Source organism: Flavobacteriales bacterium (assembly GCA_016700415.1).
Taxonomy (GTDB): domain Bacteria; phylum Bacteroidota; class Bacteroidia; order Flavobacteriales_F; family PHOS-HE28; genus PHOS-HE28.
Genome location: CP065018.1, coordinates 2,072,232 through 2,097,620, shown reverse-complemented (window position 1 = coordinate 2,097,620; position 25,389 = coordinate 2,072,232). Strand labels below are relative to the sequence as shown.

The 25,389-nt window shown below is 60.7% G+C and carries 24 protein-coding genes; 19 read left to right on the top strand and 5 right to left on the bottom strand.

The genetic code is table 11. The features are described 5' to 3' along the window. The first annotated feature begins 63 nt into the window (after positions 1-63). From IPP95_08805 to IPP95_08785, 5 genes are read left to right on the top strand one after another with little or no spacing between them, the layout of a single operon-like run. On the top strand, positions 64-1,005 hold the full coding sequence (locus IPP95_08805) for a hypothetical protein (protein ID QQS71299.1): 942 nt from the start codon (positions 64-66) through the stop codon (positions 1,003-1,005). Further along, positions 944-4,288, top strand: coding sequence for a gliding motility-associated C-terminal domain-containing protein (locus IPP95_08800; protein QQS71298.1), 3,345 nt, complete (start codon positions 944-946; stop codon positions 4,286-4,288). Before IPP95_08805 ends, IPP95_08800 begins: the two co-directional genes overlap by 62 nt. A gap of 51 nt (positions 4,289-4,339) precedes the next feature. Next, complete coding sequence (locus IPP95_08795; protein ID QQS71297.1) at positions 4,340-5,077, top strand: polyprenol monophosphomannose synthase; 738 nt, start codon at positions 4,340-4,342, stop codon at positions 5,075-5,077. Continuing rightward, positions 5,077-6,414: a dihydroorotase gene (locus tag IPP95_08790; GenBank protein ID QQS71296.1), complete on the top strand. Its 1,338-nt coding sequence runs from the start codon at positions 5,077-5,079 to the stop codon at positions 6,412-6,414. Before IPP95_08795 ends, IPP95_08790 begins: the two co-directional genes overlap by 1 nt. After that, on the top strand, positions 6,411-6,746 hold the full coding sequence (locus IPP95_08785; protein QQS71295.1) for a DUF4296 domain-containing protein: 336 nt from the start codon (positions 6,411-6,413) through the stop codon (positions 6,744-6,746). The genes IPP95_08790 and IPP95_08785 overlap by 4 nt, the downstream gene beginning before the upstream one ends. Before the next feature lie 46 nt (positions 6,747-6,792). Here the strand turns inward: IPP95_08785 and IPP95_08780 are convergent, their stop codons facing one another. Then, positions 6,793-7,791 (bottom strand): NAD-dependent epimerase/dehydratase family protein, encoded by a 999-nt coding sequence (locus IPP95_08780; GenBank protein QQS71294.1) that lies wholly within the window; start codon positions 7,789-7,791, stop codon positions 6,793-6,795. A 201-nt stretch (positions 7,792-7,992) separates the two neighbouring features. On the opposite strand from IPP95_08780, the gene IPP95_08775 reads away from it, so the two are divergent. Beyond that, on the top strand, positions 7,993-9,273 hold the full coding sequence (locus tag IPP95_08775) for a tyrosine--tRNA ligase (protein QQS71293.1): 1,281 nt from the start codon (positions 7,993-7,995) through the stop codon (positions 9,271-9,273). Between the two features lie 125 nt (positions 9,274-9,398). Here the strand turns inward: IPP95_08775 and IPP95_08770 are convergent, their stop codons facing one another. Further along, positions 9,399-10,373 (bottom strand): acyl transferase, encoded by a 975-nt coding sequence (locus tag IPP95_08770; GenBank protein QQS74230.1) that lies wholly within the window; start codon positions 10,371-10,373, stop codon positions 9,399-9,401. A 71-nt stretch (positions 10,374-10,444) separates the two neighbouring features. Between IPP95_08770 and IPP95_08765 the strand changes: the two genes are divergently transcribed. Continuing rightward, the gene (locus IPP95_08765; protein ID QQS71292.1) at positions 10,445-10,927 is read left to right on the top strand and encodes a hypothetical protein; all 483 of its coding nucleotides are present in this window, start codon (positions 10,445-10,447) and stop codon (positions 10,925-10,927) included. Between the two features lie 242 nt (positions 10,928-11,169). Here IPP95_08765 and IPP95_08760 read toward each other — a convergent pair whose 3' ends face one another. Together IPP95_08760 and IPP95_08755 are read right to left on the bottom strand one after the other, a co-directional pair. Continuing rightward, a complete protein-coding gene (locus tag IPP95_08760) occupies positions 11,170-12,423 on the bottom strand; it encodes a DNA/RNA non-specific endonuclease (GenBank protein ID QQS71291.1) in 1,254 nt (417 codons plus the stop codon). Beyond that, a complete protein-coding gene (locus IPP95_08755; protein QQS71290.1) occupies positions 12,420-13,523 on the bottom strand; it encodes a hypothetical protein in 1,104 nt (367 codons plus the stop codon). Before IPP95_08755 ends, IPP95_08760 begins: the two co-directional genes overlap by 4 nt. Before the next feature lie 275 nt (positions 13,524-13,798). Between IPP95_08755 and trmB the strand changes: the two genes are divergently transcribed. From trmB to IPP95_08730, 5 genes are all read left to right on the top strand, one after another. Then, a complete protein-coding gene (gene trmB / locus IPP95_08750; GenBank protein ID QQS71289.1) occupies positions 13,799-14,479 on the top strand; it encodes a tRNA (guanosine(46)-N7)-methyltransferase TrmB in 681 nt (226 codons plus the stop codon). Between the two features lie 214 nt (positions 14,480-14,693). Beyond that, the gene (locus IPP95_08745) at positions 14,694-15,059 is read left to right on the top strand and encodes an MGMT family protein (protein ID QQS71288.1); all 366 of its coding nucleotides are present in this window, start codon (positions 14,694-14,696) and stop codon (positions 15,057-15,059) included. A 95-nt stretch (positions 15,060-15,154) separates the two neighbouring features. Beyond that, positions 15,155-15,616, top strand: coding sequence for an STAS/SEC14 domain-containing protein (locus IPP95_08740; GenBank protein ID QQS71287.1), 462 nt, complete (start codon positions 15,155-15,157; stop codon positions 15,614-15,616). Positions 15,617-15,663: 47 nt separating this feature from the next. Then, positions 15,664-16,809, top strand: a complete 1,146-nt coding sequence (locus tag IPP95_08735; protein ID QQS71286.1) for an Mrp/NBP35 family ATP-binding protein — start codon at positions 15,664-15,666, stop codon at positions 16,807-16,809. After that, positions 16,806-17,072: a NifU family protein gene (locus IPP95_08730; GenBank protein ID QQS71285.1), complete on the top strand. Its 267-nt coding sequence runs from the start codon at positions 16,806-16,808 to the stop codon at positions 17,070-17,072. Before IPP95_08735 ends, IPP95_08730 begins: the two co-directional genes overlap by 4 nt. 162 nt (positions 17,073-17,234) lie before the next feature. Here the strand turns inward: IPP95_08730 and rsgA are convergent, their stop codons facing one another. Continuing rightward, complete coding sequence (rsgA, locus tag IPP95_08725) at positions 17,235-18,233, bottom strand: ribosome small subunit-dependent GTPase A (GenBank protein QQS71284.1); 999 nt, start codon at positions 18,231-18,233, stop codon at positions 17,235-17,237. A 65-nt stretch (positions 18,234-18,298) separates the two neighbouring features. Here rsgA and IPP95_08720 point away from each other — a divergent pair, with 65 nt between their 5' ends. The 7 genes from IPP95_08720 (at position 18,299) to rpmA (ending at position 25,326) form a co-directional block, all read left to right on the top strand. After that, positions 18,299-18,514 (top strand): type II toxin-antitoxin system HicB family antitoxin, encoded by a 216-nt coding sequence (locus IPP95_08720; GenBank protein QQS71283.1) that lies wholly within the window; start codon positions 18,299-18,301, stop codon positions 18,512-18,514. Positions 18,515-18,533: 19 nt separating this feature from the next. Continuing rightward, entirely contained in the window at positions 18,534-18,722 is a 189-nt protein-coding gene (locus IPP95_08715; GenBank protein ID QQS71282.1) for a type II toxin-antitoxin system HicA family toxin, read from the top strand. A 259-nt stretch (positions 18,723-18,981) separates the two neighbouring features. After that, complete coding sequence (locus IPP95_08710) at positions 18,982-21,195, top strand: hypothetical protein (GenBank protein ID QQS71281.1); 2,214 nt, start codon at positions 18,982-18,984, stop codon at positions 21,193-21,195. 340 nt (positions 21,196-21,535) lie between these two features. Further along, entirely contained in the window at positions 21,536-22,444 is a 909-nt protein-coding gene (gldA, locus tag IPP95_08705; GenBank protein ID QQS71280.1) for a gliding motility-associated ABC transporter ATP-binding subunit GldA, read from the top strand. Between the two features lie 208 nt (positions 22,445-22,652). After that, a complete protein-coding gene (locus IPP95_08700; GenBank protein QQS71279.1) occupies positions 22,653-23,915 on the top strand; it encodes a methionine adenosyltransferase in 1,263 nt (420 codons plus the stop codon). Positions 23,916-24,182: 267 nt separating this feature from the next. Then, positions 24,183-24,704 (top strand): 50S ribosomal protein L21, encoded by a 522-nt coding sequence (rplU, locus tag IPP95_08695; protein ID QQS71278.1) that lies wholly within the window; start codon positions 24,183-24,185, stop codon positions 24,702-24,704. Between the two features lie 37 nt (positions 24,705-24,741). Continuing rightward, positions 24,742-25,326 (top strand): 50S ribosomal protein L27, encoded by a 585-nt coding sequence (gene rpmA / locus IPP95_08690; protein QQS71277.1) that lies wholly within the window; start codon positions 24,742-24,744, stop codon positions 25,324-25,326. Positions 25,327-25,389 lie beyond the last annotated feature (63 nt).

Sequence of the window (25,389 nt, the reverse complement as noted above, 5' to 3'; positions counted from 1 at the left end):
TTAAGCACGGACGCGAACTTGACGGTATGCGACCAAGGTGCTGCGGTAAACCTGTTCAACTCCTTGGGCGGATCACCTGACGCGGGCGGTACTTGGAGCGGCGGTCTCGTTGGCGGGATGTACGACCCTGCTGTGAACGCCCCCGGTCCGTACACCTACACAGTGACGGGCACCAACCCCTGCGGGAACGCGACGGCCACGGTCACGGTGAGCGAGACGGGCAGCCCTGACGCTGGCTCGGACGGGGCGGTGACGGTTTGCTCTGACGGTTCGGCGATCGACCTCTTCACGGAGCTCGGCGGCAGCCCCGATGCGGGCGGCACCTGGAGCGGCGGCTTGGTCGGTGGGATGTTCGACCCTGCTGTGAACGCTGCGGGCAACTACACGTACACGTTGAACGCCACAGCACCGTGCACGTCCGATCAATCGCAAGTGGTGGTGACGATCGCACCCGCCCCTGACGCCGGCACGGACGCGAACTTGACGGTATGCGACCAAGGTGCTGCGGTAAACCTGTTCAACTCCTTGGGCGGATCACCTGACGCGGGCGGTACTTGGAGCGGCGGTCTCGTTGGCGGGATGTACGACCCTGCTGTGAACACTCCCGGTGCATACACCTACACGGTGACAGGCACCAACCCTTGCGGGAACGCGACGGCCACGGTCACGGTGAGCGAGACGGGCAGCCCTGACGCGGGCACGGACGGGGCGGTGACGGTGTGCGAGGGCGGTGCTGCGATCGACCTCTTCACGGAGCTCGGCGGCAGCCCCGATGCGGGCGGCACCTGGAGCGGCGGCTTGGTCGGTGGGATGTTCGACCCTGCTGTGAACGCTGCGGGCAACTACACGTACACGTTGAACGCCACAGCACCGTGCACGTCCGATCAATCGCAAGTGGTGGTGACGATCGCACCGCCCCTGACGCTTAAGCACGGACGCGAACTTGACGGTATGCGACCAAGGTGCTGCGGTAAACCTGTTCAACTCCTTGGGCGGCACGCCTGACGCGGGCGGCACATGGAGCGGCGGTCTCGTTGGCGGGATGTACGACCCTGCTGTGAACACTCCCGGTGCATACACCTACACGGTGACAGGCACCAACCCTTGCGGGAACGCGACGGCCACGGTCACGGTGAGCGAGACGGGCAGCCCTGACGCGGGCACGGACGGGGCGGTGACGGTTTGCTCTGACGGTTCGGCGATCGACCTCTTCACGGAGCTGGGCGGCAGCCCTGATGCGGGTGGCAGCTGGAGCGGCGGCTTAGTTGGCGGCATGTTCGACCCGGCCACGGATCCCGCAGGCATCTACACGTACACGCTGAGTGCCACTGCACCTTGCGCAGGCGACCAATCCGAGGTCGAGGTTACGATAGCTCCTGCGCCCAACGCGGGCACCGACGCGGACCTCGCGGTATGCGACCAAGGCACTGCGGTGGACCTGTTCAACTCTTTGGGCGGCACACCTGATGCGGGTGGCACATGGAGCGGTGGCTTGGTCGGCGGGATGTACGATCCGGCGGTGAACGCTCCCGGCCCTTATACCTACACGGTCACCGGTACGCCCCCTTGCGGCAACGCGACAGCGACGGTTACGGTGAGCGAGACGGGCAGCCCTGACGCTGGCACGGACGGCGCGGTGACGGTTTGCTCTGACGGTTCGGCGATCGACCTCTTCACGGAGCTGGGCGGCAGCCCTGATGCGGGTGGCAGCTGGAGCGGCGGCTTAGTTGGCGGCATGTTCGACCCGGCCACGGATCCCGCAGGCATCTACACGTACACGCTGAGTGCCACTGCACCTTGCGCAGGCGACCAATCCGAGGTCGAGGTTACGATAGCTCCTGCGCCCAACGCGGGCACCGACGCGGACCTCGCGGTATGCGACCAAGGCACTGCGGTGGACCTGTTCAACTCTTTGGGCGGCACACCTGATGCGGGTGGCACATGGAGCGGTGGCTTGGTCGGCGGGATGTACGATCCGGCGGTGAACGCTCCCGGCCCTTATACCTACACGGTCACCGGTACGCCCCCTTGCGGCAACGCGACAGCGACGGTTACGGTGAGCGAGACGGGCAGCCCGGATGCGGGCATGGACGGGGCGGTCACGGTCTGTGCGGACGGTGCGGCGATCGACCTCTTCACGGAACTTGGCGGTAGCCCTGATGCCGGTGGTACTTGGAGCGGCGGCTTGGTCGGCGGGATGTTCGATCCTGCGGTGAACACGGCGAACACGTTCACCTATACCGTGAATGCCACCGCACCGTGTGCGAATGCGACCGCTGAGGTAGTGGTCTCGGTCGAGGCGGTGCATGATCCGGGCACCAACGGGATCGATACGGTATGTACAGGCGATGCGCCCATCAACTTGTTCACCTTGCTCGGCAACGGTCCGGATATGGGCGGAGTATGGACAGGCCCGGGCGGCAGTGCTTCAACCGGCATCTTTGATCCGGCAAGTTCAGCCCAAGGGACCTACACCTACCAGTTCGCGGGCGGGGTTTGTGCGGATGTCTCATCCACGGTGCAAATGACCATATTGCCCGGACCGAACGCAGGCCAGGACAATGCCGTGGCGTTGTGTGATGCCGGGCCTTCGGTGAGCCTGCTGGGGCTATTGTCCGGCAGCCCGCAACCAGGTGGTTCATGGACCGATCCGGACGGACAACCCACCACTTCCTTGGTCGATCCGGCCACGGCAGCACAGGGTCCATATACCTACACGGTCATCGGCAACGCTTCGTGCCCGGATGCGACGGCCGTGGTGACCCTCGCCATAAACCATGCGGTCGATGCAGGCACGAACGGCTCGTTGAACCTGTGCAGCGATGGATCTCCGGTCGCGCTTTTCGGAGCATTGGGTGGCACGCCGGATGCGGGTGGCACGTGGACCATGCCCCCGAACAACGACCCGTTCAACGGCGTGCTCGATCCTGCGACCAACCCCTCCGGGAACTACATCTATACGGTGGCGGGCATGGCCCCGTGCCCCGCCACCACGGCACAGGTGAGCGTGGTGGTCACCCAGGCCCCCGATGCAGGAAATGACAGTACGGCGGCGCTGTGCAGTTCCGCTCCGAACGTGAATATGCAGAACTTGCTCGGTGGAGATCCCGATCCCGGTGGTTCATGGACGGACCCGGACGGGAACAACACGAGCGCCATATTTGATCCAGGCACGTCCATTCCGGGTGTTTACCACTACATGGTGCCCGCTGTGGCAAGCTGCTCGGCGGACATGGCCAGTGTGGACATAGACGTCGCCATGGCCGCGAATGCTGGAGGGAACGGGGATACCACCTTATGCTCAAATGCCGAGCCCTTCGTATTGATGACCCTCCTCAGCGGAACGCCGGATGCAGGTGGCATCTGGTCCGGACCAAGTCCGATCGGCCCCGGCGGCATCTTGGACCCGTCCACGGCCGTCAGCGGACCTTATGTCTATAGTGTCACCGCCCCTGCACCCTGTCCGCTGGCAATATCGACCGTACAGGTCACGGTGACCGCAATACCGGTCGTCGCACCCACCTTCACCACGAGCCAAGGATGTGTGCCGATCGATGTCACCTTCAACAGTGGCTATGTGGGCAACGGCTCCTGTTTCTGGGATTTCGGGAACGGTACGGACACCACCGCTTGCGGGCCGATCACCGTTACCTATGATCAACCCGGGAACTATATCGTCCACTTCACCGCCGATCCCGGCAATGGCTGTGCCGTCACCGTGCAGACCGACCAACTGGTGCAGGTGGTCGAACGGCCCACGGCCGCGTTCAACATCGTTTTGTCCAACACCAGTACGCACAGCCCCGTCGCCGCCTTCGACAACCTGAGCTCGGGTGCAGGCAATTTCCTCTGGGATTTTGGCGGCTTGGGCACTTCCACGGCCTTGGACCCGCAGTTCACCTTCCCATACGATTTGGAGGAGATCTACCCCATCTGCCTCATCGCCTATGCTTCGCCCACCTGCGCGGACACAATATGCTCGGACCTGTTGATCCCGGCGAGCGCCTCGGTCTTCACCGCCAATGCGTTCACTCCGGACGGCGATGGAAGGAACGACGAATTCGCGCCGGTTTCCTTTGGTCTGGACCCGAACGACTACCATTTCCTGATCGTGGACCGCTGGGGAAGCCCGGTATATTCCACGGAGGACATGAATGCGACTTGGGACGGCAACTTCGGGAACGGTACCCCTGCGCCCATCGGTGTCTATGTATGGAAGCTCACCGCACAGGACATGATCTCCAACACGCGGTTCGAGCAGATCGGTCATGTGACCCTCGTGCGTTAGGAACGGCCTGTCACACCTTTTTCCTCGACCTTTGTGGCCGTCCAACCGCGTATGAACGACCGGCTAGTCATTATTCCCACGTACAACGAGAAGGAGAACATCCGCGACATCATCACGCATGTACTCCGCTTGGAGCCGCCTTTTCACATCCTGATCGTGGACGATGGTTCTCCCGACGGCACGGCAGCCATCGTGCGCGAACTACAGGTGAAGGAACCCGGACGCCTGCACTTGCTGGAACGCAAAGGCAAGCTCGGGCTGGGCACGGCCTATATCGCAGGCTTCAAGTGGGCCTTGGAACGCAACTATGGCTACATCTTCGAGATGGACGCCGATTTCAGCCACGACCCGGACGACCTGCTGAGATTGTATGCGGCCTGTGCGGAAGGCGGGGCGGACATGAGCGTGGGATCCCGTTATGTGAAAGGCGGCCACGTCAACGATTGGGCCTGGAACCGGGTCCTCCTGAGCTGGTGTGCTTCGCTTTACGTGCGGCTCATCCTCTGGCTCAATGTGCAAGATACCACCGCAGGTTTCGTGTGCTACAAGGCGGACACTTTGCGCGCGTTGGCGTTGGATCAGATCCGCTTCATCGGGTATGCGTTCCAGATCGAGATGAAGTACCGCGTGAAGCTCGCCGGTTTCCGCATCCAAGAGGTCCCCATCACCTTCAAGGACCGCGTGAAAGGGAAGAGCAAGATGAGCGCCAACATCTTCCAGGAGGCTTTCCTCGGGGTGCTTATGATGCGCTACACGATCAAGCCGAAACAGAAAGCGGCCACAGCCTGATGAACAGTTGGCTGCTCCGAGATGTCCAAGTGGTGAACGAAGGCCACGTGACCCCCGCCGATGTGCTGGTGCGCGACGGTTTCATCGAGCGTGTCGCGACCGAAGGCATCGGCAGTGCACGTGCGGTGAAGGAGCTCGACGGCAAAGGCCGGCACCTCCTTCCGGGCGCTATCGACGATCAGGTGCACTTCCGCGAGCCCGGGCTCACCTACAAGGAAGATATCGCGCACGGTTCGGCCGCTGCGGTGGCGGGCGGCATCACCACCTTCATGGAGATGCCGAACACCGTTCCACAGACGCTGACGCAGGACCTGTTGACGCTGAAGTACGCCATGGGCGCGGCTTCCAGCGTGGCCAACTACTCGTTCTACATGGGCGCGAGCAACAGCAACATCGAGGAAGTGCTGCGCACGGATCCGAAAACGGTCTGCGGCTTGAAGGCGTTCCTCGGAAGCAGCACCGGCGACATGCTGGTGGACAATGAGGAGACGCTGGACCGCCTCTTCAAGGAGGCCCACATGATCCTTGCCGTGCATGCAGAGGACGAGCCGACCATCCGACGGAACATGGCGGAGGCCAAAGCCCGTTATGGGGAGGACATCCGGATCGGACAGCACCCTTTTATCCGCAGCGCGGAAGCCTGCTGGCGCTCCTCCAGCACCGCCGTGGCTTTGGCGAAAATGCATGGCACAAGGCTGCACGTGCTTCACATCAGTACAGCGCGTGAACTCGAGCTTTTCGAGCCGGGACCGCTGGAAGGAAAGCGCATCACGGCCGAAGCGTGCGTACACCATCTTTGGTTCACCGATGCGGACTATGCAAAGAAGGGTACGCTCCTCAAATGGAACCCGGCTGTGAAGACGGCGGAAGACCGTGACGCCCTCCGGCAAGCCGTGAAGGACGGCCGCATTGATGTGGTGGCCACCGACCATGCGCCGCATACCGTGGAGGAAAAAGCGAATCCCTACACCAGCTGCCCGAGCGGTGGCCCCTTGGTGCAACATGCGCTGCCCGCCATGCTGGAACTGATGCATCAAGGCGTCTTCACGCTGCAGGAAGTGGTGGAGAAAATGTGCCATGCACCGGCGCGCTTGTTCCAAGTGAAGGACCGTGGTTTCATCCGGGAAGGCCAACACGCGGACCTCGTGCTCGTGGACCTCGATGCACCGTGGACCGTAGCCAAGGAAAACCTGTTGTACAAATGCGGTTGGTCCCCGTTTGAAGGACAACGCTTCCGGTCCCGCGTTTTGCGCACCTGGGTGAACGGTCAGCTTGCCTATGCCGAAGGCGAAGTGGACCGTTCCGTTCGTGGCATGCGCGCAATGTTCGACCGATGAGGATCAGCCTTGCTTTCCTTCTGTTGTTCTTGGTCGCATGTGGTGGAAAGGGAAAGCCGCCATCAGGGCCGCTGGACCGAGAGAAATTCGAAGAGGTGCTGATGGAGTCGATGCTGATCGAGGCACGGCTGAGCCAGGAATTGACGGTGGACAAGCGCGTTGACGGTCCGGCCTCGGCCTACTATGACGAGATGTTCAAGAAGCAGGGCGTCACCAAGGCCGATTTCCGTGCGACGTATGACGCGTATCTCAAGCAGCCGGAGGTGCTGAAGTCGGTCTATCAGGACGTGCTGAATGACCTGCAGCAGCGCGCGGACAGCGTGGCTCACTGAGCCTTCTTTCACCGAAGAAGCAGCAGACTTCGATATTCATCTGCGTTCATCTGCGGATAAAACCCGCCACGTTCGCGACCGCCTCTTCCGCGGAACGGAAACGCATCCCCAACAAGCGCTCGGCCTTGGACCCATTATAATGTCTGATCCGCGAAGCCGTGCGTGCCGTGTTCCGCGTGATCAATGGTCTTCCGCCGAAAAGAGTGCGCAAGGCCTCGGCGCGCCATCCCAGTTCCAGCGCCCATGCGGGCAGCTTCATCGAGGGTGCGGTCTTCCCGGCGCTTTGTGCGATCAGAGTGAAAAGCCGTTCGTAAGAGATCTCCTCGCCGATCAGGAGGTAGCGTTCACCGATGCCACCTTCAATGATCAGCCGTGTCATCGCCGTTGCCACATCGCGGGCGTCCACGATCGCATTGGTGCCACCGGGAAAAAAGCGCGAACCCTTGCGCACCCGGTCGATCATCGTCATACTGCTCCGCCCGTGCTGCCCAGGGCCGAAGACCACGCAGGGGTTCACCATCACCGCGTCCAGGCCTTCCGCGATGCCGCGGTACACCTCCAGCTCCGCCTCCGCTTTACTGATCGCATAGCCGGAGGAATTCTTGTCCTGCACGAAGGCCTTCGTCTCATCGCCGATGCCGCCGTCCAAACCACCACCGATGGTGGCCGTGGAGCTCACGTGGCAGAGGCGTTTCACTCCGGCTTCCAACGCGGCGTCCACCACGTTCGCCGTACCTTCCACATTGGTGCGTAACAGCTCGCGTACATCCCGTGGGTCGAAGGAGACCATCGCAGCGCAGTGATACACGTGATCGACGCCTTGCATCGCCTCGCGCAAAACACCCACATCGAACAGGTCGCCCTCAACCCACTGGATCCGCTGGAAGCGTTCCGTGCCGTCCGCGTGATAGTGCTCCAAGATCTGTTGGACAATAGAGGCATCACTGCCTTTGCGGAGCAGCGCACGCACGCTTCGTCCTTGCGCCAACAGCGCGTCCAGCACATGTGCGCCCACGATCCCCGTTCCTCCCGTTACCAGATCCATCTATGTGCCGATCGGCGCGGCCGCAAGATATCCCGCATGGGCTTGTGAGCACGACATCGGTGATCGCCTGGAACTTGCATTTCTTTGCGCCATCTTGAGATCAATAATTTCCGCTCTTTGTGTTCGTTGCGTCCGTTGCGAACGTTGCGGTAGAAAATCGCATTCCTTTGCGTCCTTTGTGCCCTTCGCGGTAGAAAGATCATGGCGGTAACAAACTTCGTAGAGGAACTCCGTTGGCGCGGATTGTTGCAGGACAGCACCCCCGGTGCCGAGGAGCACTTGATGAAGGGCCCGGCGACCGGCTACATCGGCTTCGACCCCACGGCGGATTCGTTGCATGTGGGCAACCTGGTGCAGATCATGATCCTGGTCCATTTCCAGCGCTGCGGCCACAAGCCCGTGGCCTTGGTGGGTGGTGCCACGGGCATGGTGGGCGACCCCAGCGGCAAGAAAAGCGAGCGCAACCTGCTGGACGAGGACGCGTTGCGCCACAATCAGGCCTGCGTGCAGAAGCAGCTTGAGCGCTTCCTCGATTTCGGCGATACAGCGAACGGCGCTCGGTTAGTGAACAACTACGACTGGTTCAAGGACATGGGCTTCCTGCGCTTCATCCGCGACGTGGGCAAGCACATCAGCGTGAACTACATGATGGCGAAGGACAGCGTGAAGAGCCGCTTGGAAACGGGCCTTTCTTTCACGGAGTTCAGCTACCAGTTGGTGCAGGGCTACGACTACTGGTGGCTGAACCAGCATGAGAACTGCACGGTGCAGATGGGCGGCAGCGACCAGTGGGGGAACATCACCACCGGCACGGAGCTGATCCGGCGCATGGGCGGCAACGAGGCCTACGCCATTACCACGCCGTTGCTCACCAAGGCTGATGGCAGCAAATTCGGCAAGAGCGAAAGCGGGAATGTCTGGTTGGACGCCGAGCGCACCTCACCCTACAAATTCTACCAGTTCTGGTTGAACGCCCCGGATGCGGACGCAGCGCGGTTCGCGGCCATCTTCACGCCATGGACGCAACTGGAGGTGGAGAAGCTGCGCGCCGAGCATGCCGAAGCACCACATAAAAGAGTGCTGCAAAAAGCTGTGGCCGATCATATCACCACGCTGGTCCATGGTGCGGCGGAGTTGGAGGCCGCGGTCCAAGCGAGCACCATCCTCTTCGGTAACGCCGCAGAAGGCTTGGGCACGTTGAACAAGAAACAATGGCTGGACGTGTTCGACGGCGTTCCGCAGGCGGATATGCCCACGGAGACGATCGCAACCGGCATTGGCATCATCGATCTATTGAGCGATGGTACTGGTTTTCTGGCATCAAAAGGCGAAGCCAAACGCGCGCTGAAGGAAGGCAGCATCAGCGTGAACAAAGTGAAGGTAGGGGAGGACCGCACCGTGAACGCGGACGACCTGATCGCGGGAAAGTTCATCCTGCTACAGCGCGGCAAGAAGAACTACTTTTTGGTGAAGGCAGTGTAAACTCGAGGCTGGCCGTTCCTTGGTGCCCAGTGCCGTAGGCTCGCCTTCGCGTCCTTCGTGTTCTTTGCGGTAGAATTTTCGTTGCGTTCCCGTTGCGTCGTAGCGTCGTTGCGGTTAACCTTCACTCACTCCACCAACAAATTACACCCCCGCAGGTCGCTGTTGTCAAAGCGCCCCAGCACTTCGAAGCTCCCGTCCGCATGCATGCGCCCCAGGTCCTGCGTGGAAATGAACGGGCAACTGGCGATGTTGCACAGGTCGATCACATCGATGCCGCCGGTGCGGCCTTCCGCCACACGCGTGAACGGGTCGTTAACATCCCGCGTCAGCACCCGCATCCACGGCGGGCATCTGTACGCGCCTTCGCCCTGCGACCATGCCTGTGAGAGCAATTCCGTCATGCCGTACTCGCTATGGACATGATCCACGGAGAATGCGTCTTTCAAGACCCTGTGCAATTCCTCGCGCACCATCTCCGGCCGCCTTCCCTTCATGCCACCGGTCTCCATGATCACCGTGTGTTTCAACGGCATCGGGTGTTTCTCCGCCAGGTCCAGCAGGGCGAAGGGAACGCCCAACAGCAAGGTCTGCGTGCCATTGGCTTCTCCATCGCGCAATAGCTCGGCCAAAGCTTCCAGATCGTGCAGGAAAGTGCCGCTGCGTTTATCGCCGCTTTCGGCGATGAGCTTTTCCGCCATGTACACCAAGGAGCTGCCTGGTCTTTCCATGTAGGCGGGCAGCAAAGCCAGGATGCGCCACCGCGCCGGTCGCCCATATTCCGCACTGAAGGATGTCAGGAATGAACGCTCATAGAGCCCCGGCCAAGGCACGTGATGGGTGCTGGTGACGGGCCCGGTGGTACCGCTGCTGGTGAACTGCAATGAAGCCTCCAGCCCCACCAGTAGCACCCGCCGGTTACGGAACAGGCCGATGGGCAGGCAGGGGATCCGTTCCACCGTGGTGATCGTCCCCGGATCTATGGTCAGCGCCTGAAGGTATTCGCGGTACACGGCATTGTGCGTGGCGTGCAGCATGAACAGCTCAAGCGCCAGGGCGGAAAAGGCTTCCGGCCCGTCCACCTGGAACGGCTTTTCAAGCAGCGCTGGCGGCACAATGGGGGAAGGCGCTGCGCCGTTCATACTTTTGCGGGACGATGTGGGACCAACGGAGGATGGGGACAAAAGTATCAGGGGCCGTGCTGCTGATGGCGGTGCTGATGTCCGCCTGCCTGAAAACCGAGGAATTCCCCAAGGAACCGCACATCGACTTCAAGTCCTACACCCGCTCAACGGATTACGACAAGCTCACCATTTCCTTCACCGATGGCGATGGGGATATCGGCTTGGACCAAGGGGATACGCTGGCACCGTACAACCCCGGCAGTCAGTGGTACCACAACTTTTTCGTGGACTACTACAAGATGCAGAACGGCCAGTGGGAGCTTCAGCAGTTCACATTGCCGCTTTATTACCGCATCCCGGTGATCACGCCCACCGGCCAGAACAAAGCGTTGGAAGGGGATATCGCCGTGGAGATCAGTCCGCTGGTGCTGCCGCAGACTTCCGGGGACACCGTGCGTTTCAGCGTGCGCATCGCGGACCGCGCCTTGCACGAAAGCAACACCGTGTTCACGGACGCGATCGTGGTGCAATAGCGCGGGTGTAGTTGTCAGTTGTTCGTTGTCAGTTGTCAGGCGTTGCCGCGCCCAAGCGCTGCCTCCTTCGCCGAAGCGGCTGCGAAGGTCGAGCTGGCGACAGCATGCGACAGTTGCAGTTGGCAGCGGCAGTCATCGTCGGCAATACGCTGTACCCTGTACTCGATACCCAGTACCAGCTCCACCCCTCAGATCTGCGTGGATCCACTCTTTCAGCGTCATCAGCGTTCCATCCCCAATGATCACCGTTCATCCTCTCCCTTCACCACATCTTCCCAGAACGTGATCTCGTCCTCGTTGTTGATGCTGATCCGTGCGATGTCGTTGAAGGTCGTGATCATGCCGGTGACACAGACTTTCCGCCCTTGAAGAAAGGTCTCCGGGTCATAGGAGAAGTTGGGGCTGTTGCTGTCCCATACCGTGGCATAGAAATCCTGGTTGGGATACATGCGGTCGAAGTTGAGGTAGAGCGCATTGGCCTTTTTGGTGCGCCGTGTGCTCACCACGGTGCCACAGATGGTAGCCTTGTTTCCGACATGGTATTTGGCCTGTGTTGTGCTGAAGCGGCCTCCGGGCAGGGGCGGTACCAGCGGGGCCACTTCGCCCATTGCGCGGTCGCCTTCACCGTACCAGTCCTGCGTGTCGTGCATCGCTTCGATGCGGCTCTCAAGGGTATCGTCCAACGCGGGATAGAGGTCCAGCCCGGATAGTTTCTCCACGCTGTCGATGGAGCACGCATAAGTGAGCAGGCCATGATCATTCAGCCCGTTGCCCATCACGAAGGCGATCCCCTTCTTAACGGGAGCATCAAGGTCCACCATGGCCTTGAAAAAGTAGGGTGGAGCGCTCACGTCCGCCTCTGCCTTCGGCTTGTTCAGCAGGGGCATGTCGGGGCCGAGGATGGGTGCTGTGACCACGAAGACGCGATGCCCCGAGTAGTGGACATAGCGGCGGATCCAGTCCTCCAGATCGGCCCATGCGCCGCGGTTCAGCTCAGGCTTTTGCGGTGAGATGTTGCTGTAGAGGTAGGTGGCCTTCAATGCATCGAGGCTCCAGCGCATGTCGGCGCTCGGTACCATGTGCCCGCGGTCGTATCCGCTGTACCAATAGCTGGTGATCAATGCCGTATTGGTCCTGATCAACGGGTCCGGGAGGAAGGTGTCGATACGTGCGAGATCGCCTTCCATGATGTCCGACATGATGATGTGTGCGGTCCACTTCGGCACCTTATACCTCTCGTTCCACACCAGCGCATGTCCCGGATGCACCACTACGGTGTCACCGGGGGTCAGTGCAGGATAACCCCACTGGGCGAGGTCGTGCTGCATTACGGCGAGCTTGGCCTTCTCCACTTTGCCACGCACCTGTTCCAGTTGGTCCTGCAGCTTTGAGTATTCCTGCTGCACGGCCTTCAGGGCCCCGGTCTGTTCGGATTGTGCAAAAGCAGTGGAGAAGGCAAGGAGCGCAAACAACTGCGCGGTGGTACGGACGGTCATGCGTGGGAAAGATTAGCGTTACGCCGTTGGATGATCAAGCGTGCAAGTTCGCTTATAGCCGGGAGAAGTGCCGAGGTTTTTTGTGGGGAGAGGGACAGACCCGGTGGGTTGTGGAATGCGGCGGCGAGGTCAAGCCCATGTTGCTCTTGAATGCAATGAAGGCCCGCCTGCCGGTGCAGCCTGCCGAGATATTCCTGCTCCGGTTGGCCCGGCGTGGGAACAAGAAGTGCGCCACGTCCGATCGCGTCGAGGTCCATCAACGTGGAATAGCCGGTGCGGCTGATGATGAGCTCGGCGTTCTTCATCGCAGTGCAAAGCGCTGCGGCCTTCAAGTGCCCTACGGTCCGGATGTTCCCTTGTTGGACATCATCGGATCCCGGTTTTCCTGAAACGACCAGGTGGGATCCTTCGGTTTTCTGCAACTGTTCCAGAATGCTTTTCTCCAACAAGGTACGTTGCGGTTCCGGCCCGCTGATCACGGCCACCGCGCGGTAGTGGATGTCCGCGCGGGCTGCCCGCATATCGTTGAATCGGCTGAGCGGCCCGATAAACCGTGCTTGCCCCGGAATGTCCTTACCATGTGAAAGAGCTCCGGAAAGCCCCGGCGGATCCGCATGGTCGGGGATCCAACAAAGATCGAAGCGGTCGATGTGCCGCCGATTGATCCGCCGTGCAACACCTTGGGCGAAGGGTGCGAAGGGTGCGAAGGGAAAGAGCTGGTGCGTGATCAGTACGCTGGGTAGCCCTGCCGCACGGATGCCGAAGCGTTGGTCACTGATCACAGCATCAAGGCGAAGCTCGCGCCACAGACTTTCGAACACGCGTTGTTCCCCGGGCACCTGCCGCAGCATCGTCGGGAATTGCTTCGCCATGGCCCAAGCCTGTGAGCGGCCTTTCGCATAGCGGACCTCCATGCCGGGGATGGACACCTGTTCCAACAGCGGGAACTCTTCGCGGAGCAATGCCAGCGGCCCCTTGTCACCACCGATCACCGGCACTGCCCCTTGCTCCTGCATTGCGCGGATGATCGGGACACAGCGTGCGGCGTGGCCCAGCCCCCAATCGAGCGGGGCCACCAGAATGCGAGCGCCGTTGAACATGGCGCGAAGTTCGTCCACCGGTCCCGTCCGCACGGTGAGCCTCTATCGAAGCGACCTGGGATCGTCCATAAAAGACTTGCCTGTTTTGTCCACAGATGTCACAGATGACACGGATGTTCCCCGCGTTGCGGGGATAGGCTGCGCCTGCTTCAACTTTCAAGCTGCCGAAGGCAGCATCTGTGGTAATCTGTGGACAGTCATTGGAACCGTGGATCAGCAACTCTTCGTTCTTTCGCGGACATTTTCACCGATCCCACGATCTTCGCAGCCTTTCCATGGGCAAGAACAAGCTCTCCCGCTTCGCCGAGAACGCCACCTTCGATCACGTGGTGCAGCCCTCGTTCACCGAGCTTCAGGCGGCCGACCTGCCACAGAAGGGCAAGTGGAACAGTGATTTCTTCAAGCGCGATGCCCTGTTGGTGCTGGAGCTGGGCTGTGGTGGCGGTGAATACACGGTCGGTCTCGCGCAGTTGCGACCGGAGAAGAATTACCTCGGTGTGGACATCAAAGGGGCACGTATTTGGCGCGGCGCGAAAACCGCCAAGGAAAAAGGATTGGACAATGTCGGCTTTCTACGCACGCACGTGGACCACATCCTGCGCTGCTTCGGTGAACATGAGGTGGACGAGATCTGGCTCACATTCAGTGACCCGCAGATCGGGAAAGCCCGCAAGCGCCTCACCAGCCCGCTCTTTCTCGCACGCTACAAGGAGATCCTGAAACCGGGCGGCATCATCCACCTGAAGACAGACAGCCCACTGCTTTACGAATACACCTTGGAGCAGATCGCCGAGCACAAGCTGCGCACCGAGGAAAGCAGCGCCGACGTATATGCCGAGCTGGTGCCGCGCGTTTCACCGGAGGAACAGGCCGTGCTGAACATCCGCACATTCTATGAAAACATGTGGCTGGAAGAGGGAAGGACGATCCACTACGTACGATTTGGTTGGGATTGAGCTGCGGAGGTTTTTTCTACCGCAACGGACGCAACGGACGCAACGAGCGCAACGTAAATGCGGCAGCCTCTCAAGTGAGCAGGTGGCATTGGTCCGCCCAGAAGTTGGTTTCCGCCCGGCCTCATCGGAAGATCCGTTGCGCTCGTTGCGAACGTTGCGGTCAACTTTTTGCATTCCCCGCGACCTTTGCGCTCTCTGCGGTTAGAACTTCCTCATGATCAAACACACCATACTTAACGACGCGGTACAGGAGCGCGATTTCTTCGCCGACGTGATGGACGTGGTGCGGCAGGTCCCGCGCGGCCGGGTGACGAGCTACGGGGCCATTGCGCGCTACCTCGGTGCCGCGCGCAGCTCCCGCATGGTGGGCTGGTGCATGAACCGGGCCCACACCGTGAAGCCCAAGGTGCCCGCGCACCGCGTCGTGAACCGCAACGGACTGCTCACCGGCAAGCACCACTTCGCCACGCCAGACCGGATGGAGGAACTGTTGGGGAAGGAAGGCGTGAAGGTGAAGAAGGACCAAGTACAGGATTTTGCCAAGAAGTTCTGGGACCCGGTGGAAGGCTTGCGGTTCTGACCTGCAAGGCGTACCCATAAATAGGGAAATTGTCCCATCCGTTCCTTCAGTTCTTTTTTGCCGTGTACCTTCATCGTGCCGAAAGGCCGCACCTCATGTTGATCCACACCGAACATAAATGCGATAACCTGTTGCTGGAAGTGCAGCCGGTGCAGCGGTTCGTACGGTCCACATGGAGCGGCGTATTCGTCGGTGAGGTCTATCGCTCTTTGTTGCAGCGTGTCATGGACGTGGTGGAGCGCGAAGGATTGCGCTATTGGCTCACCGATGGCCGCAAGGCGGGAGCGATACCGGAAGAGGACCAAGCGTGGACCATGCGTGAGTTCACTCCGCAGGTGATGCAGGCGGGCATTGAGCGCATCGCCATCGTAGGAAGTGAGGACCCCGGCAACGCAGAGGCCGTGGACCGGTTCGTGACCGCCACCCCGGCCGACGCGCCATACGCCGTCCGTTTCTTTGAGGATCCCTCCATCGCCATGCTCTGGTTGCTGGAGCGGAGGCCCGTGCGGGATGCCATCGGGGACGCAGGTATACGCAATGTCGGCGGCGGGACCTGACAATAGGCATCCTACACCTGCTTTTTCAGGGGTAATTTCGCGCCGCAATGGATATTACCGAAGAAGCCCTGCAAGCGGCACTGAGCCGGGTGATCGAACCCGACCTGAAGAAGGACATCGTGGAACTGGACCTCGTGCAAGAGGTCGTCATCGACGAGAACACCATCAGCATCATCGTGGAGGTGAGCAATCCCGCGATGCACAGCCGCAAGCGCATGGAGGAGGCCGTGATCTTCCAGCTGAAGCAGGCTTTCGGCGACGGGGTGAAGGTGAACGTAAGCGTTCGCCCCATCAGCGGTGCACGTGGCGGCCTTCGCAAAGTGCTGCCCTTCGTGAAGCATATCGTGGCCGTGGCCAGCGGCAAAGGCGGTGTGGGCAAGAGCACCATCACCGCCAACCTCGCGGTCGGCCTTGCGCAACGCGGATATAAGGTCGGCCTCGTTGACGCGGACATTTATGGCCCCAGCATGCCGATGATGTTCGACGTGCAGAAGGAGCGGCCCCGCGTGAAGGCGGTGGACGGAAAGAACCTCATCATACCGGTTGAGAATTACGGCGTGCAGATGCTCAGCATCGGCTTCTTCGCCGATCCCGGTCAGGCCATCGCTTGGCGCGGGCCCATGGCCAGCAAGGCGCTCGACCAACTCTTCAAGGATGCCGATTGGGGTGAACTCGACATCATGCTCGTGGACCTGCCGCCCGGCACCGGCGACATTCACCTGTCGCTCGTGCAGGCCGTGCCGCTCAGCGGGGCCATTATCGTGAGCACCCCCCAGCCCGTGGCCTTGGTGGACGCGCGCAAGGGCGTGGGCCTCTTCAACATGCCCAGCGTGAACGTGCCCGTGCTCGGCATCGTGGAGAACATGTCCTGGTTCATCCCTGCGGAAACCGCAGCCGGCCGGCCGCTCGCCGACATCCCCGAAAAAGAGCGCCAGTACATCTTCGGCAAAGGGGGCGCACGCGCGCTTTCAGAGGAGCTGAACGTGCCGTTCATGGCCGAGGTGCCATTGGTGCAAAGCATCCGCGAGGCTGCCGACGTGGGCCGCCCCGCCGTGCTTCAGGGCGATACCCCGGCCGCACAGGCCTTCGCGCCCATGCTGGATGCCATGCAGCGTATCTTGGCCGAACTGGAGGTCGCGCCGCCGAAGAAGAAAGTTGCCGACCCGGCAGACGAAATGATAGTTAAGCCATGAGCATTGCCATCCTGATCGGTACCGAAGAACGCGAACGCTTGACGCAGCGGGTGAAGGATGCGCTCACGGAACTCCGGCCCTTCCTCGAAGCTGATGGTGGCGACATCACCCTCGTTGACATCAGTGAGAAGGGCGTAGTGCGCGTGCGACTGCACGGGGCTTGCAGCAGCTGCTCCATGAGCGCCATGACGATGAAGGCCGGTGTGGAAGAGGCCATCAAGCGCGTGGCCCCGGAAGTGGTGAAGGTGGAGGCGGTGAAGTGAGTGTCTTTGCCTGACCGTAGATGTCACAGGTGCCCGCGAAGTAGGCTGCATTTCGGCTAAGGCACCCCGTTTCCGAGTTCACGGACCCCCGGCATTCTCTGCGGCCATCTGCGTGATCTGCGGTAATAAGGATCAGCGGATGATCTCCTCGGACCATCGACCCTAGCGGTAGGAGGTCGCCTCATCCACGCCCTCCACCATGTCGATGTAGCTGTTGTAACGGCTCCCGGCGATCTCGCCGCTCTCCACCGCTTCCAGCACCGCGCAGCCCGGCTCTTTCATATGCTTGCAATCCCCGAAGCGGCATTCACCCTTCAGCGCAAAAAACTCAGGGAACTGGTCCACGATCTCCTCCTGCGTCATGTCAACCAGGCCGAAGCCTTTCACGCCGGGCGTGTCGATGATGAATGTGGGTAGCGATGATCCGGACTCACGACTCACGGGCTCACGACTCAAGACGGCTGGTGACAACTGCAATTCGAACATCTCCGCTGCCGTGGTGGTATGCTGTCCCTTGTCCGTGGAAGCACTGATCTCCAATGTGTGCAGGTCCAGTGCCGGGTCGATGGCGTTCACCAAGGTGCTCTTGCCCACGCCACTGTGCCCCACCAACAGCGAAACTTTTCCCTTCAGTAGTTCCTTCACCTCGTCCATCCCCACGTTTTTCAGCGCGGAGGTGATCAACGTGCGATAGCCTGCGCCTTGGTACACATCCTCGTATTCCGCGAGCAGGCCCAGCTCGTCGTCATCGTAGTCATCCACCTTGTTGAAGATGATGATCGGCGGGATGCGGTAGGCCTCCGCCGTCACCAGCACACGGTCGATGAAGCCGAAGGACGTGCGCGGCCGGGCCAAGGTCACCAGCACCAGGCACTGGTCCATATTGCTCGCGATCACATGCTTGTGGTGCGAGAGGTTCACGGACTTCCGCACCAAGTAGTTGCGGCGATGGTGCAGCTCCGTCACGGCGCCCACCATCTCGTTGCCCACCTTTTCCGCCGCCGGGTTGAATTCCACCAGATCGCCCACGGCCAACGGGTTGGTGGTGCTATAGCCTTTGATGCGCAGCTTCCCCTTGGCGATGCAGGTATGCAGCACGCCATCTTCACCGCGTACGATGTAGCGGCTGCCGGTGGAACGCATGAGGAGGCCGGTGGGCATTGGGCAAAGATGGGGGGTGGAGGTTGGAGAACGGATCCGCTATCTTTGAAGAACAGAAAAGAACCATGGAACTCTCAGCAATAGTCGAACGATCCGAAGACGGTTGGTATGTAGGCCAGCTGGAGGAACTCCCCGAGGTGCTTTCACAAGGGCGCACCTTGGAGGAATTGATGGACAATTTGCGTGATGCCATGCACCAATTGTTCATAGCGAACAAGCAGCAGGTGGAGGATGAACATGTAGGCAGAACCGTTATCCGGGAGAGGCTGAAGGTGGCCTGAAGCGCAACGGTCGGCGTCCATGAAGCGGTTGAAGTTGATCCGGCACTTGGAGAAGCACGGATGCATCCTGTTGCGGGAAGGAGGTAACCATGCCATCTACCTCAACCCGAAGAACCAAAGACGATCCGCAGTTGGACGTCACCGTGAACTGGCCGACTTGCTTTGCGAAAAGATCTGCAAGCAACTTGAGGTACCGGGTTTGAAATAATTCCGCCTTCCTTACCGACTGCGATCGCCTGTACTGGTGCCCTCCAGCGCTGCGATCTTCTCCCGCGTTGCCATTATGTGGAGTCTAGCCCATGGCGCGGGAGAACGGCTGAGGGCCGGAGGTGCTGAAGGGACTAACTCCCGAGCCATGGCCAGGGTCATCTGCCCTCCATCAGACCGGCCCTGCAACCACCGGATCAAATTGTTCGACCTTTGACCGGCGACGGTGCCCGTCCCTAATTTCGTTGGCCCTTTCAGCCATGAAGCACATTCTGTACGCCGCCTGCCTTGGCGCGGTAACCCTTTCACCGGCCCTTTTCGCCCAAAGCGCCGCCATCACCATGGACGGCCGATTCGATGATTGGGGGCCCGGCCTGGCCACGTTCACTGACGACAACTCGCCCAGCTCCGGCGTGGACCTGCTGAGCATGCAGGTGACCAATGATGCGGACTATCTCTTCATCAAGCTGGTCGTTGGCAGCGCGATCGACCTCACCGACAACGTCCCCGCGCAGACCATACGCCTTTACATCGACGGGGACAACAATGCGGCCACGGGCACCGCGGTGCAGGCGGGTTATGGAGCCGAGCTCCAGATCAAATTCGATACCCGCGTGGTCACCACCTACTTCGGCAGCAGCACCAACGTCTCATGGAGCACCATCGACCTGGTGCCCCTGCCCACCGTCACCAGCGACACCTTCGAGATCGCCATCGCACGCAATTCCATTCCGGACGGCGTGCATCCCCTCTTCACCTCGAACACCATCAAGCTGCTCTTCCGCGAGACCGATGGCGGCGACTACATGCCTGATGCAGGCAGCACCTTCAGCTACACCTTCGATGCCACGCCGGTGGCCCCGCTGGTGCCCATCGCAATGCCCAAGGCGGTGGCCTCCTATGTCCGCATCACTGCGTGGAACGTGCTGGCCGACGGCATCACCGATGCGGCCTTGCAAGGCCAGTACCAGCGCATGCTCTCGGCCATGTCGCCGGACATCATCGGCTTCAGCGAATGCGTTAGCAGCACGGCGGCGCAGGTCAAAACGCGGCTGGACAGCTGGTTGCCCATTGGTGGAAGCGGCTGGTACACCACGAAGGACGATTATGACATGGTGATCGCCTCGCGCTGGCCGATCCTGCAGACCTGGCCGGGCCTTACGCGCCAGTATGCCGCTTTGATCGACCCGCCATCAACATACAGTACCGACCTGCTCTTCACCGCCGCCCACCTGCACTGCTGTACGGCCGATGCCAACCGCCAGAACGAGGCCGATGAGTATGTGCAATTCGTGCAGGACGCGAAGAGTCCCGGTGGCAACATCACCCTGCCGTACGGTACGCCCATGGTATACGCCGGCGACCTGAATTCCGTTGGTTATGCGCAACAGCTCATCACCTTGCTCACGGGCGACATTCAGAACAACGCCACCTACGGGCCCGATGGCGCCATGGACTGGGACGGGACGAATGATGCGAGCACGCATGCCTTGCAGACGGATGCACGCATGGGCTACACCTGGCGCAGCAACACCAGTTCCTATCCAAGCGGCTTGCTGGACCACATGCTGTACACCGACGCTGCCGCCACGCTGGCGAAGTCCTTCATTTTGCGCACCGAGGTGATGCCACCGGCCACGCTGAGCGCCTTGGGACTGAACAGCAACGATGCGTCGACCGCCAGCGACCATTTTGCGGTGACCTCCGACTTCATCGTGCCGCAGCCGGGTTGTTCCGTGAATGTGCATCTGTTCCTGGAGGGGCCGTACGATGCGAACACGGGAATGATGCAGGACAGTCTCCGCAGGAAGGGCTTGATCCCCTTGGCGGAACCCTACACCGCATTGGGCTTCACACAGGCCGGTGGAGGCGGCGGCGAGACCATCCTTCCCTCCGTGCTCAACACCACCGGAGGCAACGCCATCGTGGATTGGGTACTGCTGGAATTGCGCGACTCCCAAGCGCCCTCCTTGATCTTGTCCACCCGCGCCGCGCTGCTTCAGCGGGATGGCGACGTGGTGGATATCGATGGCGTTTCCGCAGTGACCTTTTCCATGCCCGCAGGCAGTTATGATGTGGCGGTGCGCCACCGCAATCATCTGGGCGTAATGACCCAGCAGGCCATTTCCCTTGGCACGTTCCCGACAAGCATCGACCTGCGCACATCGGCCACCAGCCTGTATTCCGTTGGCTCCGCAGCGGAAAAAACACTTGGGTCCGTCCAACTGCTTTGGGCCGGGAACACGCATATCGATGCTGAACTGAAATACACGGGCCAGGCGAACGACCGCGACCCCATCCTGGTCCGGTTGAGCGGAAGTGCACCGAACAATACTTATACCGGTTACGTGCAGGAGGACGTGAACCTGGACGGCGTGGTGAAATACACCGGTGCCCGGAATGACCGCGACCCGATCCTGGTGAACATCGGCGGCGTATTACCGACCACACAGCGCGCGGAGCAATTGCCTTGATCGGGTCCGTGCGGATATGGACGCTCAGATCTGCGTTTATTTTTCTTTCAGTGTTGCTGGCTGTCGCAGGCAAGCATCAGCGTTCCATCAAAGCCGAACCCCATGCTCCGGGTCATCTGCGTGAGACCCCAGAGCGGAACTCTTCAGATCCGCGTTTATCATTTCTTTCAGCGTCATCTGCGTTCCATCCCTCATCGGCCCGTCGCGGCAACGGCATTTCGTTTTCTGATTATCTGATCATCTGATTGTCTGATCTTCTGATCAACCACAGTTCTCCCGACCTTTGTCCCTTCGCCTTTGCTGCACAAAGAATCTCATCCACCGCTACGGCGGAACAAGCATGTCCATCTCCGTCCGCCACATCACCAAGCAGTTCGGCACCCAGAAAGCGCTGGACGACGTTTCCTTCGAGATCGGTGGGAGCGAGGTCGTCGGCTTCCTCGGGCCTAACGGCGCGGGAAAGAGCACGATGATGAAGATCCTCACGTGCTTCCTGCCGCCTACCAGCGGTGATGCCAGCGTGTGCGGCTTCGACATCCGTGAGGCCAGCATGGACGTGCGCCGCAACGTGGGCTACCTGCCGGAGCACAATCCGCTGTACACGGACCTCTATGTGCGGGAATACCTGGAATTCGTCGCGGGACTGCACAAGATGAAGAACATCGCCGCCCGTGTGAAGGAGATGGTGGGCACGGTGGGGCTGGAGCGGGAAGCGCACAAGAAGATCGGAGCGCTGAGCAAGGGCTACCGCCAGCGCGTGGGCTTGGCGCAGGCCATGATCCACGACCCCAAGGTGCTCATCCTGGATGAACCCACCAGCGGTCTGGATCCGAACCAGTTGGAAGAGATCCGCGGCTTGATCAAGCACATCGGTGAGGCGCGCACGGTGATGCTGAGCACGCACATCATGCAGGAGGTGGAGGCCATCTGCAGCCGGGTCATCATCATCGACAAGGGCCGCATCGTGGCGGACGACAATGCCAAGCACCTGCGCGGCATGGGCGATCAGCGGCAGGCCATCCTCGTGGAGTTCGACGGTCGCGCCACCGCTGAGGAACTGCTTGCATTACCGGGCGTGGAGGGTGTTGAACGGGGCAGCGGGAGCACATGGACCATCACCTTCCGGGAGGAGCACGACATCCGCCCCGCCGTGTTCCAGTTCGCCGTGGACAAGGGCCTGAAGGTGCTCACGCTGCAACGCTCCGAGCGCGATCTGGAGGCGGTGTTCAAGGAATTGACAGGACGTTGATCCACTGGCTTGGGCGGGTCGTGCTTTGGCTTGGCCCGTTCGGATCCCACCGCGCCCGCGCCATTTGAGAGGGGGATAGCTCCTGTAGCTCCTGAGGTCCGGGCTCAAAACACACTGCTAGAGAAAGGTGCGAACGACCGTATGGAGCAAAACCGTTTCTTTGCGGCCTGTTTTTTCCCTTCTGGGGAGCACCAACGAAACTTCGACCATGCCATACCTCTTCACTTCAGAAAGCGTCAGCGAAGGCCATCCCGACAAGATCGCCGATCAGATCAGCGATGCGCTCATCGACCACTTTTTGGCCTTCGATCCCGAGAGCAAGGTGGCCTGCGAAACATTGGTGACCACAGGACAGGTGGTGCTGGCCGGCGAGGTGAAGAGCACCGCGTATTTGGATGTGCAGCAGATCGCGCGGGAAGTGATCCGCCGCATCGGCTACACGCGCAGTGAATACATGTTCGAGGCGGACAGCTGCGGCGTGTTCAGCGCCATCCACGAGCAAAGCCCGGACATTAACCAAGGCGTGGTGCGCAAAAAGCCGGAAGAGCAAGGGGCCGGCGACCAAGGCATGATGTTCGGCTATGCCTGCCGCGACACGGACTCCTATATGCCCCTGGCTTTGGACCTGAGCCACCGCCTGTTGCAGGAGCTCGCCGCGATCCGCCGCGAGAAGAACTCCAAGATGCCCTACCTGCGGCCCGATGCCAAGAGCCAGGTGACCATTGAATACGGCGACGACCATACGCCGCTGCGCATCGACGCCATCGTGATCAGCACCCAGCATGACGACTTCGACACCGAGCCGAAGATGTTGGCGAAGATCAAGAAGGATGTACTGGAGATCCTGATCCCCCGGGTGAAGAAGAAGCTTTCCAAGCGTGTGCAGGCGCTTTTCAACGACAAGATCCAATACCATATCAACCCCACCGGCAAGTTCGTGATCGGCGGACCGCACGGTGATACCGGCCTCACCGGTCGCAAGATCATCGTGGACACCTACGGTGGCAAGGGCGCGCATGGTGGCGGTGCTTTCAGTGGTAAGGACCCCAGCAAGGTGGACCGCAGCGCCGCGTATGCCGCTAGGCACGTGGCCAAGAACCTGATCGCAGCGGGGGTTTGCGACGAAGTGCTCGTGCAGGTGGCCTATGCCATCGGCGTAGCCAAGCCTGTCGGCTTCTACGTGAACACCTACGGCACCGCGAAAGTGAAGAAGACCGATGGCGCCATAGCCAAGACCTTGGCGGGGATGAAGGAATTGGACATGCGCCCGTACTTCATCGAAAAGCGCTTCAACCTGCGCACGCCCATCTACAGCGAGACCGCAGCCTACGGGCACATGGGCCGCACGCCGCGCACCGTGACCAAGAAATTCGATAACGCGGGCAGGAAGGCCACTGTGAAGGTGAAGCTCTTCCCTTGGGAGGAACTGGATGCCGTGCCGGCAGTGAGGAAGGCGTTCGGGTTGAAGTAGTTATCCGTTGTTCGTTGTCAGTTGTCAGGCTGCCGACGCTGAAGTGGCAGTCGGCAGAGACAGTCGGCAGCCGTGAGCAGCCTTTCAATCACCAATTACCAGCCACTAATCACCAAAACCCGCCATGGGTACGGAAAGGAGCGCCAAACTAACCTCCCCACAACGCACGGAACCCCCTGACAACGAACAACTGACAACTGACAACTGACCGCACTGTTTGCGGGATCATAAAGAAGCACTACTTTCGCACCCCATTTTTCAGGAACCATGTACGCCATCGTAGAGATCGCCGGCCAGCAATTCAAGGTGCAGGCCCCCCAAAAGCTGAAAGTTCACCGCCTCGAGCTCGAGGAAGGCAAGCATGTTGAACTTGGTAATGTGCTCATGGTGAGCGATGGTACCAAGACCAGCATCGGCACGCCGGTGGTGGACGGTGTCCGCATCGCCGCCAAAGTGCTGGTACACAGCAAGGCCGACAAGGTGATAGTGGGCAAAAAGAAGCGCCGCAAGGGCTACCAGAAGGTCAACGGCCACCGCCAATACCTCACCGAGCTGTGGGTGGAGGCCATCCTCGCCAAGGGTGAGAAGTTCGATGCCAGCAAGAGCACCGCACCTGCCGTGATCCCCTACGCTCCGGCAGTGAAGAAGACCCGTGAGACGGCCGAGGCCGCTCCGGTGAAGAAGGCTCCTGCCAAGAAGGCCCCGGCCAAGAAGGCGGCAGCGAAGAAAGCACCGGCCAAGAAAGCGGCAGCCAAGAAAGCCGCTCCGAAAAAAGACGATAAGAAATAAGTGTCACCAGGTTTCATCCTGAAAGACCCCCTCAGCCATGGCACACAAGAAAGGAGCAGGTAGTACCCAGAACGGCCGCGAGTCGCACTCGAAGCGTCTGGGCGTGAAGATCTACGGTGGCAGCGCCGCTATCGCAGGTAACATCATCGTCCGCCAGCGCGGCACCCACCACCATGTGGGCAAGAATGTCGGTATCGGCGTGGACCACACCCTCTACGCCCTTGTGGACGGCACAGTGGAGTTCCGCCGCAAGCGCGACAACAAGAGCTACGTGAGCATCATCCCCGTCGGCGTCGACCTGAACGGTGGCGGAAAGGCCATCGTGAAGACCGCCAAGAAGACCGAGGCCCCCAAAGCCGCCAAAGCTCCCAAGGCCGATGACCTGAAGAAGGTCGAAGGCATCGGGCCGAAGATCGCCGAGCTTTTCAACGAAGCAGGGATCAACAGCTTCGCCGAGCTGGCAGCTACTTCCGTGGACAAGCTGAAGGAGATCCTGGAGGCCGCCGGCCCCCACTTCGCTTCGCACAACCCTGGTACTTGGCCCAAGCAAGCTGAACTCGCCGCAGTCGGCAAGTGGGACGAGCTGAAGGCGTGGCAGGACGAGCTGAGCGGCGGCAAGTAAGCCGTTCCAACAAGCAACTATCAAAGCCCTCGGAGATTCCGGGGGCTTTGTCTTTGGTACGGT

What these genes read in the sequence shown, in the direction of transcription:
- gldA (QQS71280.1), top strand. Translation starts at nt 21,536, where the DNA reads ATGTCCATCTCCGTCCGCCACATCACCAAGCAGTTCGGCACCCAGAAA.
- IPP95_08735 (QQS71286.1), top strand. Translation starts at nt 15,664, where the DNA reads ATGGATATTACCGAAGAAGCCCTGCAAGCGGCACTGAGCCGGGTGATC.
- IPP95_08715 (QQS71282.1), top strand. Translation starts at nt 18,534, where the DNA reads ATGAAGCGGTTGAAGTTGATCCGGCACTTGGAGAAGCACGGATGCATC.
- IPP95_08775 (QQS71293.1), top strand. Translation starts at nt 7,993, where the DNA reads ATGGCGGTAACAAACTTCGTAGAGGAACTCCGTTGGCGCGGATTGTTG.
- rpmA (QQS71277.1), top strand. Translation starts at nt 24,742, where the DNA reads ATGGCACACAAGAAAGGAGCAGGTAGTACCCAGAACGGCCGCGAGTCG.
- IPP95_08700 (QQS71279.1), top strand. Translation starts at nt 22,653, where the DNA reads ATGCCATACCTCTTCACTTCAGAAAGCGTCAGCGAAGGCCATCCCGAC.
- IPP95_08760 (QQS71291.1), bottom strand. Translation starts at nt 12,423, where the DNA reads ATGACCGTCCGTACCACCGCGCAGTTGTTTGCGCTCCTTGCCTTCTCC.
- IPP95_08745 (QQS71288.1), top strand. Translation starts at nt 14,694, where the DNA reads ATGATCAAACACACCATACTTAACGACGCGGTACAGGAGCGCGATTTC.
- rplU (QQS71278.1), top strand. Translation starts at nt 24,183, where the DNA reads ATGTACGCCATCGTAGAGATCGCCGGCCAGCAATTCAAGGTGCAGGCC.
- trmB (QQS71289.1), top strand. Translation starts at nt 13,799, where the DNA reads ATGGGCAAGAACAAGCTCTCCCGCTTCGCCGAGAACGCCACCTTCGAT.
- IPP95_08740 (QQS71287.1), top strand. Translation starts at nt 15,155, where the DNA reads ATGTTGATCCACACCGAACATAAATGCGATAACCTGTTGCTGGAAGTG.
- IPP95_08755 (QQS71290.1), bottom strand. Translation starts at nt 13,523, where the DNA reads ATGTTCAACGGCGCTCGCATTCTGGTGGCCCCGCTCGATTGGGGGCTG.
- IPP95_08790 (QQS71296.1), top strand. Translation starts at nt 5,077, where the DNA reads ATGAACAGTTGGCTGCTCCGAGATGTCCAAGTGGTGAACGAAGGCCAC.
- IPP95_08780 (QQS71294.1), bottom strand. Translation starts at nt 7,791, where the DNA reads ATGGATCTGGTAACGGGAGGAACGGGGATCGTGGGCGCACATGTGCTG.
- rsgA (QQS71284.1), bottom strand. Translation starts at nt 18,233, where the DNA reads ATGCCCACCGGCCTCCTCATGCGTTCCACCGGCAGCCGCTACATCGTA.
- IPP95_08710 (QQS71281.1), top strand. Translation starts at nt 18,982, where the DNA reads ATGAAGCACATTCTGTACGCCGCCTGCCTTGGCGCGGTAACCCTTTCA.
- IPP95_08765 (QQS71292.1), top strand. Translation starts at nt 10,445, where the DNA reads ATGGGGACAAAAGTATCAGGGGCCGTGCTGCTGATGGCGGTGCTGATG.
- IPP95_08795 (QQS71297.1), top strand. Translation starts at nt 4,340, where the DNA reads ATGAACGACCGGCTAGTCATTATTCCCACGTACAACGAGAAGGAGAAC.
- IPP95_08720 (QQS71283.1), top strand. Translation starts at nt 18,299, where the DNA reads ATGGAACTCTCAGCAATAGTCGAACGATCCGAAGACGGTTGGTATGTA.
- IPP95_08730 (QQS71285.1), top strand. Translation starts at nt 16,806, where the DNA reads ATGAGCATTGCCATCCTGATCGGTACCGAAGAACGCGAACGCTTGACG.
- IPP95_08785 (QQS71295.1), top strand. Translation starts at nt 6,411, where the DNA reads ATGAGGATCAGCCTTGCTTTCCTTCTGTTGTTCTTGGTCGCATGTGGT.